The sequence below is a fragment of the Proteiniphilum sp. genome (assembly GCF_034331125.1).
Taxonomy (GTDB): domain Bacteria; phylum Bacteroidota; class Bacteroidia; order Bacteroidales; family Dysgonomonadaceae; genus Proteiniphilum; species Proteiniphilum saccharofermentans.
In genome coordinates this window covers 25,669-41,202 of record NZ_JAXQGC010000056.1, presented here as the reverse complement: position 1 = coordinate 41,202, position 15,534 = coordinate 25,669, and the positions used below count along the sequence as shown (strand labels likewise).

7 protein-coding genes are annotated in these 15,534 nt (G+C 44.1%); 5 read left to right on the top strand and 2 right to left on the bottom strand.

Going from position 1 to position 15,534, the window contains the following annotated elements; genetic code table 11:
- Window positions 1-131 precede the first annotated feature (131 nt).
- Genes U2P89_RS13570 through U2P89_RS13560 form a run of 3 tightly spaced genes read left to right on the top strand, consistent with a single transcriptional unit; the run spans window position 132 to window position 7,910 of the window.
- Window positions 132-2,420, top strand: a complete 2,289-nt coding sequence (locus U2P89_RS13570; protein WP_416188641.1) for an efflux RND transporter permease subunit — start codon at window positions 132-134, stop codon at window positions 2,418-2,420.
- 40 nt (window positions 2,421-2,460) lie between these two features.
- Window positions 2,461-7,161, top strand: coding sequence for an efflux RND transporter permease subunit (locus tag U2P89_RS13565; protein WP_322191652.1), 4,701 nt, complete (start codon window positions 2,461-2,463; stop codon window positions 7,159-7,161).
- A gap of 32 nt (window positions 7,162-7,193) precedes the next feature.
- A complete protein-coding gene (locus tag U2P89_RS13560; RefSeq protein ID WP_322191651.1) occupies window positions 7,194-7,910 on the top strand; it encodes a hypothetical protein in 717 nt (238 codons plus the stop codon).
- Window positions 7,911-7,956: 46 nt separating this feature from the next.
- Here U2P89_RS13560 and U2P89_RS13555 read toward each other — a convergent pair whose 3' ends face one another.
- Both U2P89_RS13555 and U2P89_RS13550 read right to left on the bottom strand, forming a co-directional pair.
- The gene (locus tag U2P89_RS13555; protein ID WP_322191650.1) at window positions 7,957-10,416 is read right to left on the bottom strand and encodes a kelch repeat-containing protein; all 2,460 of its coding nucleotides are present in this window, start codon (window positions 10,414-10,416) and stop codon (window positions 7,957-7,959) included.
- A gap of 402 nt (window positions 10,417-10,818) precedes the next feature.
- Window positions 10,819-11,982, bottom strand: coding sequence for an IS4 family transposase (locus U2P89_RS13550; RefSeq protein ID WP_076928794.1), 1,164 nt, complete (start codon window positions 11,980-11,982; stop codon window positions 10,819-10,821).
- A 138-nt stretch (window positions 11,983-12,120) separates the two neighbouring features.
- On the opposite strand from U2P89_RS13550, the gene U2P89_RS13545 reads away from it, so the two are divergent.
- On the top strand, window positions 12,121-13,920 hold the full coding sequence (locus U2P89_RS13545) for an MSCRAMM family protein (protein ID WP_313382181.1): 1,800 nt from the start codon (window positions 12,121-12,123) through the stop codon (window positions 13,918-13,920).
- 163 nt (window positions 13,921-14,083) lie between these two features.
- Window positions 14,084-15,532 carry a glycoside hydrolase family 76 protein gene (locus tag U2P89_RS13540; RefSeq protein WP_083711053.1) on the top strand — a complete coding sequence of 483 codons (1,449 nt, stop codon included), beginning with the start codon at window positions 14,084-14,086 and terminating at the stop codon, window positions 15,530-15,532.
- Window positions 15,533-15,534: the final 2 nt, after the last annotated feature.

Here is a 15,534-nt window from a genome sequence, read left to right as displayed (position 1 = left end):
TGCATTTCCCTTCTATTTCTTTGTCAATGGTTTGAGGGAAGTGCGAAACATGAGTCAGTTATAATCCTACCGGGACAAGCACTGCAGGAGCCGCTTCGCAAAATACAGATGGCTATACAGAAAGGGCGCCTTTGTTTTTAGGTGAAGTGGCAACCGTGAAGTTTGAAAATGCACGTCCCGATAATATTGTGCGCATCAACGGAGAGCGTTGTATCGGCCTCTCCGTCTACAAAGAGACACAATTTAACACGGTCAGGGCTGTCAATTTAATAGAAAATCAGTTGCGTGTTATTGAGCAGGCGCTGCCGGGATATAAGTTCCAGGTCATCAGTAATCAGGGGACTTTTATCAAACAAGCGATCGGGGAGGTAAGAGACAGTGCTTTCCTGGGTATGCTATTAGCCGTGCTGGTCCTGTTTTTCTTTCTTCGCCGCATAGGTACAACGCTTATTGTCAGCATATCCATACCCATATCCATCATTGCTACGTTTAATATGATGTATTTCAATGGGTTGACGCTTAATATTATGACATTAAGCGGCCTGGCTTTGGGAGCAGGGATGCTTATCGACAATGCTATCGTGGTGATAGAGAGTATATTCCGAAATCGGGAACAAGGTCTGGATCGGGAAGAATCGATTGTCAAAGGAACAACTGAAATATCTGGTGCTGTCATTGCCTCTACATTGACAACCATCGTTGTATTTATCCCGATTGTCTATTTGCATGGCGCTTCGGGAGAACTTTTCAGAGATCAGGCATGGACCGTGACCTTCTCGTTACTGTCATCACTATTTGTCGCTTTATTGGTGATCCCCATGTTATATGACAGGTTTTCGGGACGGAAGAAGATTAGAACCGAGACAAAGGCAGTACAATTCAAAGGGTATAGTAAACAGCTTCGGGCTTTGCTCAAACATCGCTGGTTGGTGATTGGTATTTCGACAGCTATATTGGTTATTTCCCTGTTTCTTTTTCCATTTATCGGTACCGAGTTTCTGCCCCGTACGGAAGGAAAAGATTTTACGGTATCGGTCAAACTGCCGGAAGGTACCCGGTTAGAACGGACCGATGCAGTAGTGAATAATCTGGAATACCTGCTTCATACAATAAGTGAGGATAGTCTGGCCACGATATATAGCCATATCGGTAAGGGGTCTTCAAATGAGATATTCGAAGGTGAACATACGGCCATGATGAAAGTTATTTTATCCGAACAGAGCCGTTTATCACCTGAAGAGGTGATCTCCCGTTTTCTGGAAGCGACAGATAACATAGAAGGTCTGGAACTTTCGTTTAAGCAGGATGACCATTCATTGGGTGAATTTCTGGGAAGTGATGAAGCGCCCATTGTTGTGGAAGTCAAAGGGGAAGATCTGGATGAGATCGCTTTTCTCACTGATGAAGTTTTATCGGAAATGGCATCTGTGGACGGTATTTATAATATTAAGTCGTCGATGGCAGACGGGGCACCTGAATTGAACGTCTCTATTAACCGTACAATTGCGGGAATCAATAACATTACGGTTGCCACTGTAGTCCAGCAGATAGGGCAACAACTGCAGGGACGGGAAGTCGGGAAAATGGATTATAGGGGGGAGATGCGTGATATCCTCATCAAAGTGCCGGATATCACCAGGAGCGAATTGGGAAATCTGGTGATAAGAAGCGGAAGTCAGGAATTCCGGTTAAATGAAATAGCTACCATCACCGGCTCGCAGGCACCCAAAGAGATATTCCGTCGTAACCAAAGCCGCATCAACAAGATAGTTTCCGATATGGAAACAGGCAGGTCACTTGACAGGGTAGCCCAGGATATTCGCGTTGCTGTCCGGGATATAGAGCTTCCCTCCAATTATTCCATCACAGTAACAGGAGAAGAGGAGAAACGTAAGGAGTCGATGGAGAGTCTTTTGTTTGCATTATTGCTTTCCGTGGTTTTGGTATACATGGTTTTGTCTTCCCAGTACGAATCATTACTCTATCCGTTCGTGATATTATTAACCATACCGTTTGGCCTGGTGGGTGCCGTCATGATCTTTCTGATAACGGGGATACCTCTTAATATCATGGGTGTGATAGGTATCATCATGTTGGCCGGGATAGCTATCAACAATTCAATCCTGTTGGTCGCGCGCATCAACCAGTTGAAGACAACGATGGAACTGACAGAGGCGATCGTGCAAGCGGGACAACAGCGTATACGGCCGATCATCATGACAACGCTTACGACCATACTGGTGCTGTTGCCGATGACATTTGGTTTCGGGGAAGGGGCATCAATGCGTTCGTCAATGGCGGTGGCCGTGATTGGCGGACTGGTTACTTCAACGTTGATGAGTCTGGTTGTTATCCCCTGTGTATATTACGTCTTTGAACAAATGAAGCGGAGTTTGGGGAGACGAGGAGACAGGGTTTGAATGAGATTGATGGAAGCTGAATAAGATTGAAACGAAAAGGATGGACTTTCTTTTAAATAGAAGAATAACAATCAGTATGTTGTTTATTGCATTTACCCTGTTGGGGTATGTGTCTTATAAACAATTACCGATAGAGCTGCTTCCCAATGCGGAGTTGCCGATGCTGTTCGTATCTGTCAGTTCACAACAGGATATGGATCCTGCCTATGTGGAATCGGAAGTAATCATCCCGCTTGAAGGAGCCATCAGCTCCGTGGGTGGAGTTGACAAGATACAATCGGAGATCAGCAGCCGGCAATCATCCATACGCATTGATTTTAAGAGCAATGTGAATTTCAAGACCACTTCGTTGAGGCTGGAAGAGAAGATGAAGGAAGTATCGGCTTCACTTCCCGATGGTTTCACCGTACGTGTGCAGAAAATGGACGTGTCGATGATGAGTAATGCTTTCATGTCACTGCAGGTGCGTGGGTACGGGGGAGTCGATCGGGTACGTAATATTGTGGACGAGGAAGTGGTATCCGAACTGGAGAATATCGACGGGATCGCCGCGGTTCAGGTTTTCGGTGGACGTGAGCGGGCCATCGAGATACAATTGAATAAAGAGGCGGGCAGGGCATTGAATATCACTCCCTCCCAGATAAGCAATCTGCTGAGCAGCAACGCCCGTGAAAAAGTATTTGTCGGTACTGTCAAAGAAACCGAAAGCCAATATTTCGTTCACATAAACTCGTCTTATACCAAAGTGTCGGATCTGGAAAATCTCGTGATTGCCCCTGGTCCCATTTTATTAAAAGATGTGGCAACTATATTCTTCGATTTGAAAGAAGAAACCTCTTTTAGCCGTGTCAATGGCATGGAGGCGATATCTGTTTCACTTGTCAATGATGCACAGACAAATCTGATTGACCTGTCGCATCGTACGTTAGAAACCATTGACGAACTGAATGGACGACTGGCAATTCTGGATGTGGAGATCGTGGTCGACGCCAATACGGCCGAAACGATGGAGAATAATATCAACCAGATCATCAATCTTGCCTTGATGGGGGGATTGCTGGCTGTCCTGGTGCTTTGGTTCTTCCTGAAAAATGTCCGGTTGGTATTTTTTATTGTTCTTTCTATCCCGATATCTGTCTTTACCGCTTTCAACTTCTTCTATTATGCAGGAATCTCTGTCAATAGCCTTACGCTTGTCGGCATGGCTTTGGCTGTAGGTATGTTGTTGGATAACAGTATCGTCGTCCTGGAAAATATCTACCGGTTGTCCGGCACGGGCATGCCGCCCGGCGAGTCGGTTAAGCAGGGAACCAAAGAGGTGTGGCGTTCGATTGTGGCGGCAACCTTTACCACGGTAATTGTTTTTCTCCCTTTTATTTTTTCGGATAATTTTTTGCTCAAACTCATGGGAAGCCATATCGGTGTATCGATCATCTCTACCCTTTTGGTCTCTCTGGCCGTGGCGCTTTTGTTCGTGCCGATGACCACCTATTTTGTTTTGCGCAGTAAGAAAGACGAAAGTGTTTTTTATGAAAAAGTATCCTTGTCGCAACGCCCGACTCAGGTATACCTCGTGCTGTTAAAGACATGTATGCGCAACCCCGGTGTGACCATCTTCGGCGCCATCATCCTGCTTTTTCTTGCCCTGATCTTATCGCTTTCGACAGCTACGCGACAAAACAGGGAGGTGGATTCGGACCGTTTTAATATTTATGTTACGATGCCCGCCGGAAGCACATTGGAAAATACCGATAATATAGTTGTAGTGTTGGAAGAACGCCTTGAGGAGATCCCCGAAAAACAAGACCTTATCAGCCGTGTCAATGAGGAAGAGGCTGTATTGACGCTTGTTTTGCAGGAGAACTTCCAAAAGATCGGGAAACGTAAAATATCCGATATCAAAGCGGATGTACAGGCCCGAATTCCCAATGTCGGGGGAGCAGAGATATATGTGGCTGACGCTACGGGAGGTCGACAGAGTGATACCGGAGGATTGAGCGGAATGGTCGGTTTCATGAGCATGTTGGGTATTGGAGATAATCAGGAACGGATTGTTATCAAAGGGTCGGATTATGAAATGATGCAGCTGGTGGGCGAAGATATTCAATATCAAATTGACCAGCAGGATTATATACAAAATTCCCGGGTCTCTTTTATGCGTCGTCAGCCGGAGATCCTGCTTGATTTCGATCAGATATTACTCACTTCCTATGATATTACACGTGCTAATATATTGACCGGGTTATCCGAATTGAATACGGAGTTTTCGTCGGGAACCACGTTCAGGGTAGGCGATGAATCGTATGATATTATTATCCGGGATCAAACACCCGAAGAAGAGGAGGAGCAACGTAGAAAACAAAAAACGATAGATGATCTTGAAGCGGTACAGATCATGAATACAAGCGGAGGTTTGCATAACCTGCAAGATATTTCGACTATCAACAAAGGATTCGGACGAGCCCGTATCACGCGTGTCAATCAGGATAAACAACTTGAGGTACGCTACTCATTCTTACGGAGCGCCGAGCAATCCAAAACGTTGCTTGATAGTTATCGCAACAATATTGATGAGTTGATTGCCAACTATAATCTGCCGGCAGGTGTAGCTGTCGAGGTGATCCATGAAGAAGATCAGTTCGGGGAGTTTAGATTTCTTATCCTTGCTGCTTTTTTATTTATATTCATGATCCTGGCGGTTGTGTTTGAGTCTGTCACTACCCCTTTGGTCATGCTCTTTTCCATCCCACTGGCCGCCATCGGTTCGTTGCTTGCATTAATCATCACCGGAAACAGCCTTCTGAACGCGAATACATTGATGGGATTCCTCATCTTGCTGGGTGTGGTGGTAAATAACGGTATCATTCTGATCGACTACGCGAATATTCTCCGAAAGCGCGGATTCCGCCGTGAACGGGCGTTGATGACAGCCGGGCTGTCACGCATCCGTCCGATCCTGATTACGGCTATCACGACGATCATAGCCATGCTTCCGTTGGCGATGGGCGATACGGAATATGCGGGAGCCATCGGCGCCCCCTTTGCCATTACCGTGATAGGAGGACTTGTGTTTTCAACTTTGTTGACACTTGTGATTATCCCAACAGTGAATATGGGACTGGAGAACACGTTGGAATGGTATCGTACGCTGCCGGTAAAAACAAAAATAATCCATCTCGTGCTTTTTGTGATGGGTGTGGCATGCATCTATCTGTATGGAGACGGAGTGTTGTATCAGGTGTTATACCTGACGGCGCTGACAGCACTTATCCCGGGGGTTACCCATTTCATGCAGACCAGCCTGCGGCGTGCCAAAGCAGATGTGGTTGATCCGGATCAGGAAATACATATCGTGGTGCGCAGCCTGGTGAAGATATATGACCGTTCCGGACGTTTTGCCCGTGAATGGAACAGCGGATTGGCAATACGACGACGTTTGGGACTGAGTGGTGAGTACCATTCGCTGAAAGATTTTGTCAATGTCAGCTGGCAATTTATCCTTTGGGGATTTGGCTTCTATTTCACTTACTTTTATATCGAAAGCAAGTTATGGAGTTTCCTGCTCTCTTTTATTATGTATGCCGCCACACTGTATTTGTGGCGCAAGATAAGGGCATACCTTTTTTATCGGTTTGAAGGAAGCAGGGTAGTAAGATATGTGAACCGCTTCATTTTCTGGAGTATACCGCCTTTGATCTTGTTTGGTCTCTACAAGAAACTGGATAATCTTCCGATGGTCTTGATTATTGGAGTTTTGTGGGGAGTGGGTATTGCTATTTATGTCACGTCTCAATACCTATATGCAAAGAATATCAATATTGAACGCGTAAAAGGCCGGTTTGCAGGGTTGAAACGTTCCTGTTTCCGTCTGGTTATGAATATTCCTGTGATCGGTAAGCGTCGTCGTCCGTTTAAGGCACTGCGTAGTGTGTCGTTTGAAATAAAAACAGGCATGTTCGGATTGCTTGGCCCGAACGGGGCCGGAAAATCGACCCTGATGCGTATTGTCACGGGTATTTTGGAACAAAGCTATGGAAGTATCTGGATCAACGGGTTGGATACCCGTGTATACCGCGAAGAACTGCAGAGTCTGATCGGTTTCCTTCCGCAGGAGTTCGGTACGTATGAGAACATGACTTCCCGGGAGTTTCTGGATTATCAGGCTATACTTAAAGGATTGACCGACGGTAAAGTACGCAGTGAACGGATCGAGTATGTATTGAAAGCAGTACACATGTACGAACGCAAGGATGATAAGATCGGTTCTTTCTCGGGCGGAATGAAACAGCGGATAGGTATTGCCTTGATACTTTTGCATTTGCCGCGCATTCTTGTTGTGGATGAACCTACGGCAGGACTTGACCCGCGCGAACGTATCCGTTTCCGTAACTTATTGGTAGAATTAAGTAAAAACCGTATTGTCATCTTTTCCACACATATCATTGAAGATATCTCCAGCTCTTGTAACCAGGTCGTGGTAGTGGACAAAGGGGAGTTGAAATACTTCGGAGTACCGGAGAATATGGTGAATATGGCTGTGGGTAAAGTATGGCAGTTCCTGATCGATAAGGAGTCGTTTGAGGAAAAATTAGATAAATCGTTGGTGGTGCATAATATCCAGGTTGGAGATCGGATACAGGTGCGCTATATCTCTGTGACGGAGCCTTATCCGGGTGCAGTACAGGTGGAAGCCAACCTTGAAGATGCTTACTTATGTTTGTTGAAAAATATCAGATCCTAAGAGTGATGCGCTGGATGGTTTTATTGATCCGTATGAGTATAAAAAATTATATAGGCTTGACAACGAAGATCGTGCGGTATAACTTAAAGATTATATTTGCCGGTAAATTCTTCTGGTTTCTTTTGGCGGCTTTTGGCTTTTTTGCCTTTTTCATGTTTCAGCAGGCATGGAACCGGGCGGAGATCAATGAGGGCTCGATCTATGGTTTATTACTGTTTCCCTGTTTGCTGCTTATTTTCTATCCGGTTGTTTTCGGTATTCAGAATGATGAAGACAACCGTATTCTGGAGATTATTTTCGGTATACCCAATTATCGTTATAAGGTATGGGGTGTGCGTATGCTGATGATTTATGTGGCAAATTATTTTATCCTGGTTGTTTTTGCTTATGTCGCCCGTATTTTACTTTATCCGGTCAATGTGTTTGAAATGGCTGCACAGCTTATTTTCCCGATGCTGTTTTTCGGCAATCTGGCTTTTATGTTTTCGACCATCACCAGGAGCGGTAACGGTACGGCTGTGATCATGATTATTTTAGGGCTTCTGTTATTTATCTTCATGAATGCCAATCGCCAGATTGCTAATTCCTTTTGGAATGTTTTCCTGAACCCTTTTTCCATACCTGAAAACATCCACCCTATGATCTGGCAAAACACTATCCTTAAAAGCCGTCTTTTTCTGATAATCGGCGGTATAGTGTGGCTGATGGTCGGCTTTCTTAACCTGCAAAAACGTGAGAAATTTGTGTAAATTTATAGTTTAACTTTCGTAATCATACAACACCCGAAAGTTGAATTTATAATTTCAAGGGATTGGGATACTCCTTTCCCATTATTTTTTTGTATTCTATCAGGAAAGAAAGATACTTGATCTTGGCGCCTTCATGCATCCCCAGTTTCTGCATCGCCTTGATCATACAATTGAGTGCCGTTTCATTCATAGGGTCGATATGAAAAGCGGCTTGTGCAAGATCAATAGTCGTCTGCCACTGCTCCTTATCATAACTCTCTTCCATAGCACGGATGATGAGCGGTTCAATCCGTTTTTCCGTCTTCTCCTTCAACGAATCGTAAAACGGTTTATCTTCATTTTCCAGAAATTTGCCGCGGATTACAATCTCGATCAGCTCTTTGTATTCAGCTTCCCACTGATTTGAAGAAAGAATCTCCATACACCTTGTATAATCACAGTAAATCGGACTTTTTAGCGTGATAGTGAACATACCTTTCTCATAAAGAAGTTCTATCCCATCCAGCTCTTCCAATATCTTGCGGAGACGGTTTAAAGTTACATTCCTTATGTTTTTTACTTCCTGAAGCGGTTTTTCAGGCCATAACAGCCTGCTCAGATGCTGTGAGGTGATACCTTCCTTTTCCTGGCTGTATTGTAATAGCAAACAAAATGTTTCTTTCAGCTTTTTACTGAACATATAGGTGATATTGCGATTATCGCGGTTACACACTGTAAATTCACCGAACAGATAAATAGAATTGGTCTTAGGTTGTACTTTGTTTTTGTGATTGAGTTTATTAAAAGTGTTACTGATATCAAATATCTGTACATCTTTTCTTTTACCCCTGCCCGACCTGTATAAAACAATTCCTGTGCCGGTTAAGATCGCTACTATTATCAGGTAAATAATCCATGTGTCACTTTTCTTTCCTGTTGGCGGATGGTTGGCAAGCTCCTTTTCCGTAATCGGAGGAAAAGCGAGAGAATAGATATGCAAATCGGATTTAATATCATCTTCAAATTCATGAACAACAGCATAAAGGGTGTTCAGATCCTCGTCATAGTAGAGATTGGCATTGGTATTGATTTTGTCTGAGTAGATCGGGATGGAGTCACCCAATATGGTATAGTCTCCATCCTGCAGGGAGAATCGATAAAGTTTCAGGAACGACTCGGTGAAGTGTTCCGGGTAACACAATGTATAGAAAAACGATTTGTCATTGATAACCATTCCCCTCACCGGTACTGCATTTTCCTGATTCCATGGAATTTCCCATACTTTTTTGAGCACATTGGTTTGTAAATTCAACCTGTAAAGATCATAAAAATACTCCCTCCCCAGTAACTGGTCTCCCGACAAGTTTCCCGTACCCCCGAAAAGATAAAGTCGGTGACTTTCTTCATGATGTCCCAATGATGTAAAGTATCTGGGAGTGATACTCCCTTTATTATCTATAGGGAAGGAATTCCATTCCTGTGTGTCGAGACTATATCGGTAAAACTGGTCGCTGAAGCGCATATTGCCGAAGCCGCCGAATATCATGTATTGTCGTGACGATGCATCGAACCATGAAGCATGGTGATGAAGCTGAGTGGGTAGCCTATCGTAGCTCTCGATCCGCCATTTGAAAGTGTGCAGATCCAGGCTTGCAACGGTCGGGCCTTGATAGGTGCTGTCGTGATATACCTCGTAACAGTATAACCGGTCGTTCTCCTGGTCAATGAAATTTGTACCTAATCTGAGGTCAACGGGACAAGGTTCACTGAATATGATCGTCTCGGAACTCCTTGTTCTTAAATTGAATATCAGGATCGAATCACGATTAAAATAATAGAGCTCTTTTCGTCCGTCATGATAATTTGTACCTGAAACGGTAGAAGAACGGAATTGGGATTCTAATTTCCAGTGATAGGAGTCGTTGATCAGCCAATCGGGATTGGCAACACTTCCCATTTTTTTCCCCCGGATATCATGCACTATATTACCCTGATATTCATCGAGGAGAAATCTGAACTTTCTGTTATTACCGACAGAGAGATCCTTAATGGCAAAAGGAGGTACATCTATGATATGGTCGCTTCTTCCGAATACAATAGTCGGAGCGAACTTATCAGGAAGAGAGATATTATCCGACTGATAGATCTGATCTGCAACAGTAAGAGTAATTATATTACGTTTAAGATCGAATCCGATATGTATGGAAACCCATTCACGTGGAGGATAGACCGACTTATCCAGAGCGACGCTGATCAGATTGCTTCGCCCTTCTTCATTCAACAGGAAAAGATGATCTTTCTCATGCCCGTCGTAAAACAGATTGAATATACGATTGTCACTGTCTTTAATCCGGACAATATTGCCTATGTCGGATGTTAAGTATAAAGAAAGATCAAAGCTGATTTCGTAATTATCTGAAAATGTGACAGGATGCTCACTGAAAACATTATAGGAGGTTCTTTTGTCTATCGGATAACCGTTACCGAAAAAACGGAGTCCTTCCGCAAAAATTCCCTGTAAATTCAATGAGTAAAATATAAAAAAAATATATAATAGTTTCTTAGTGACTACATACATACGATGAATTCCTATTCCTGAGTCATATCATAATCCCCGATATTTAAGAATACCGTTATAAAAAACTCTTTCTACAAAGATAATATAACCACTCACATAATACAAACGGATCACTTTCGTACGGATGATAAAACAGATAGAAGAATAGTTAATAGTTTGATGGATTACTGTTAATTTAAAAAATGTAACCCTTATTTAACCCGCTGATTAACCACGCCGCCTCTATATTTGAAGCCAACGACGAGGTGCATATTTTTAAATATGTGAAAAATGTCAGTGAGGCTGAATGTATTATGTGAAAAACAGAGAAATGTAAATAAATCACAAGTGTCCACTAAAAATTGGACACGGTTAAAAGTTGAATAAATTTAGTTCACTCGAACCATAGAGATCTTTGACATCATTGATATTCTTTTTGTCGAACAAGTCCCGCAAATGGGTCTTGTCGGTAAGCGAGATTCCAAGAATTTGAAGGACTTCGTAGATGCTGCGTTCCAATTTCATGCCGTGTTGAACTATTGCTACAAGGCAATAAGTAATTATTGCACAATAGATTTGGACACGCACGGCATTCTCTGATGTACCCCAGAACTTCTTGATTCGGAGATGTTGCTTCACCCATTTGAAGAATAGTTCCACACTCCACCGATTGCGGTAAAGTTCCGAAATCAGAGAGGCCGTGGCTGTCAGATTATTGGTAAGAAAAATGTATTTGCTACCATCCTCAGGATCGATGCAAATCACCTTTCGCAGTTCCTCCGGATAAACCTTGGTGCTTTTATACACGGTGAAAGTGCCGACTATGTCGGAAACGATGCCTCGCGCAAGTCGCCTTTTCCAAGTTCTCGGCTTCATCTGGACGTTGTTTTTGGCTCTCAGAACGAAGAATCCTTTAGTGCGGTGAATAGTGTACAGGTTGCCGTAATCGTTGTAGCCGCGATCGAAAATATAATGGGCCCCTGGCTCGTATGGTATCTCAAGCATAGCCTTGGAATCGTGTACGTTTGCCGGAGTAATATGCACGAAAGCAGGAACTTGAGCCTCTATATCGTAAAGCGTGTGCATCTTGATGCCGCCTTTATGCTTACGGAATTTAGCCCATTCGAACACCGACAGACACAGGTCAATCGTAGTCGAATCGAACGCATAGACATGCCCTTCAAGCTCGAAGATTTTGTCAATCCGCCGCTTCCTTGCCTCGTTGATCATGAACTTGGCATAGTCCTCGAATATACGATAGTCGCGCTGCTCATTAGCCTTGCTAAGATTGCTTCGGGTCACCGACTTTCCCATTCCAAGATGGTAAAGTTTGCCGCTATGCGCCTCGGTCGCTACAATTAGATCGCGGAGGCTTTCGCGGTTGGTCAGTTGCCCGAACATCATCGTAAGTAGCTGATTCCAACAGGTAAAGCTCTTGACGTATCTATCACCTTCATACTTGCGTACAAGGTAATTGAAGTGATTCCTATCCATGAACTGGACTAATTGGGAGAAAACGAATGGGTCTTTATGCATAACGGTCTGATTCTGACCGCAAAGATAAATTCAAATCCGTTGACTCGAAAATCGGATACAATAAATTGAATATCAACAATTTCAAAGAACTATTATGATTTTTTAGTGGACACTAATGTAAATAAATTTATAAATCAGATGAAAAACTTATTCTATGTTGCATTAATCGGATTAATGCTATTGTGCCAGGTTTCCTGTGAAAAAGATGAAGGAACTGTAGATAATCGACTCGGTAAAATTGCCGGTATTGTTACAGACGCCAATGGTGACCCTATTCCCGGGATACAGATCACTCTTTCGGGTATTAAAGAAAAGGATATGTCCACAACGAGTGGGGATGATGGTAGGTACATTTTTGAAAATGTAACCTACAAAACGCATGCTCTCACTTTCTCTAAAGATGGATGGCTTACGGTTAGCCTTACGGTTACTGCCGATAAATTTGATGAGAGTGGTATGGCGAATGCCGATATGGAGATGATCAAGGCTTCTGCCAGAATTATCGGGAAGGTTACAGATGCCAAGAATGACGGTGCACCGCTTTCAGGAGTGAAGGTCACTATTGGTGTCGCAGGGACTGTAACAACAGGTGAAGACGGAACCTATGAGATACGTAACCTGGTTGAGGATGATTATACCGTAACATTTACCAAGGATAATTATGTAACGGTAGTACAGCAGGTGTCAAGTTCCGATTTTGTGGACGAGGTGGTAACAGTGAATGTGCAGATGGGCGGAGAAGAGTTACTCCGGGGCCTGACTGCCGCAGATTTGCAAAAAGCGGAGAAATGGTACTATAATGAATACCGGGGAGGTAGGAATGCCGATGATTATCCGCACTGGGACTGGGCATGTAACTATATGAGTACGCTCGATTTCAGGGGTGCATGGCAGGAACAGAATGAAGGTACCACGCTCCAGATCCGTAACAACGGAGATGAACAGAAAAACCCTGCTGATCTGGATGTATTCGACTCTTTCGTGTTCGGTAGCAAGTTGATCACCAATGAGAACAGAATTCTTTCATTAAGACTGCGTACCCATAATGCAGATGAATCGGCTCCTGCCTACTTTGGCGTGCAGGTAGTGGATCTTTCTGCTGAACAGCCCAAAGCTGAAAAAGTGGGTGAAACCCGTACGTATGGTTCGGGAGACTATACCGATTTCGATTTCGACCTGAGCGCTTATGTCGGAAAGGAAGTGATCATCGCCATCGGGATCTACCGGCAAACCACCGGTGACTACTGGAAACAGCTTGTACTTCGTGCTATCCGCTTTGCCGATAGAAAAGTAGAGGGATGGGGTTGGTTGCCCGGAACCGAAGTCATTGACGGATGGAAACTCAGTCGTGAAACTGTACTTTCTACCATGCCGCATACCAAGAAGAAGTTTACCGGAATCAGTCCTGTTGGCGGAAACCGTGACGAATATGTTACTGCGTACCGTGCATGGAGAGGGGTAGCTCATGTAGCAGCGGAGTGGATGTTTATGCCTCTGAAAAAAGATCCGGAAGTGTTCCCGTCAGAAGGATATCTGATCAAAACACGTGGTGATGCTGAGGTGAATACCACTGTGCCGGAAGCATACCTCTACGCGAAATTCCCCATAGCCTCCGGAAACAACCGACTGACTCTTAGTACCCGCAATTTCGGGAGCAACTATACCTATTTTAAATTAACCGCGATTGAAGATGACGGTACGGTAACTCATCTTGCACCGGTATCCAATACAGCAGACGAGGCGGAAGCCGCGGAAAACGGATGCTGGAGATTCAAACACGGGGATGGTGGTAAAGATAATCCCGAAGGATATGCTCTGTTTAATTACGACCTCTCACAGTTCAATGGTTCCAATGTTACCCTGGCACTTGGTATCTATAAGGGAGAAACCAACAGGGATGAAAATAAACTGGTACTGCATAATATCGAACTGAAATAAAAAAATTGATTGATGATGTGATGATCCTGATAAATCGGGACAACTTGTCCCGATTTATCGGAAAGTAGTGATGGTTTGACGATGTAATGAGGTGTCAAACGGAATAAAATAAGTGTCGTTAATCCAATTTAATCTTATTAATATAGAAAATAAAATAAATAGTATGAAGAAAAATGTGATTATTGTAATAGGCACTCTTTTCCTGCTCATGACCTGTGCTTGCGGAGAGACTACGCCGGAAAATGGTAACCAGGAACCTCCTCCTTCGCAGGAGGAGAGTCTTGCGGAAAGGAATCTGACGCGAGCCATGGAACTCGCCGATAACGCGATTGCCGCTCATTTTACGGGAAGTGCGATGACTATGGCCCGGTATTACAACCCTTATACCGATACCCGTTCAGATGAGGTGGGGAGTATATGGATGTATACCAGCGCTATAGAAGCAGTCAATGCGATCCTTCACGCACTTCAGGCAGAAAAAGAGCAGGGAAACGATTCGCGCTACAATGAGCACTTCGACCGCTACTCGGAGCAACTCAGTAACCTTTATGACAATGCTGATTACTATCTGGGAACATTCACGCTAACCTCATATACCCAGACGAAGGAATGGACGGTCTACGGTGTCAACCGGGGAGCATCCAAAGGAGGGGCCCGGGTAGATGGGATTGAAAATGTGTATGATGACCAGATGTGGTTGATACGGGAATTGCTGGAATCTTATAAACTGACGGGCGAAGTGCAATATCTTGAAAAAGCAGAATACCTTACTGAATATGTACTCGATGGGTGGGACTGTACTTTTGATGCGGATGGAAACGAGACCGGAGGTATCCCATGGGGGCCGGGATATGTCACCAAACACTCTTGTAGCAATGGACCGTTGGTGAGTCCTTTAGTCTGGCTCCATGAACTCTATAAAGGAAAAGATGATGAGGTGCCCCATCGCTATATCGATCCGGAAGACAGGAGAACAAGGAAGACGCAACAGATGAAGAAAAGCGAATACTATCTCATGTTTGCTGAAAAGATATATGACTGGCAAAAGCAGTACCTGCTCCGGGCCGATGGTGTGTATGACGATATGATGGGTGGATGTACCCCGGGAAATCCTGAATTGGAAACAATCGACGGAGTTACATACCGCAAGGGGATCACCTGCCGCGACAGGGTAGGACCTGCAATCACCTATAACAGTGGTACCATGTTGTCGGGTGCTGCCGATCTTTACAGGGCGACGGGCAATGGAAAATATCTGGCCGACGGGTCGGGGCTATCGGATGCGAGTTTCACCTATTTCGCCAGGAAAGACATGAATGTGCAAGGATATTATACCTATGATATCAGTGGCTTCAGAAATTGGTTTAACGGAGTACTGATGAGAGGATATGTGGATTTTTACCCCTCCTATTCGAAAGCTGCTACTTATATCGACTCTTTTCAGAAGAATCTGGATTATGGTTACGACCAGTTCCTCTATAACGGGTTTCTACCCACCAACCTGCTGGTCGGATGGAGCCGGACCAACAATAACAACAATACGGAAGGGATGTTCAATTTTGCTTTTGCGGCTGAGTATGCAGTGTTGTCACGGTATGAGCTGACAAAATAAAA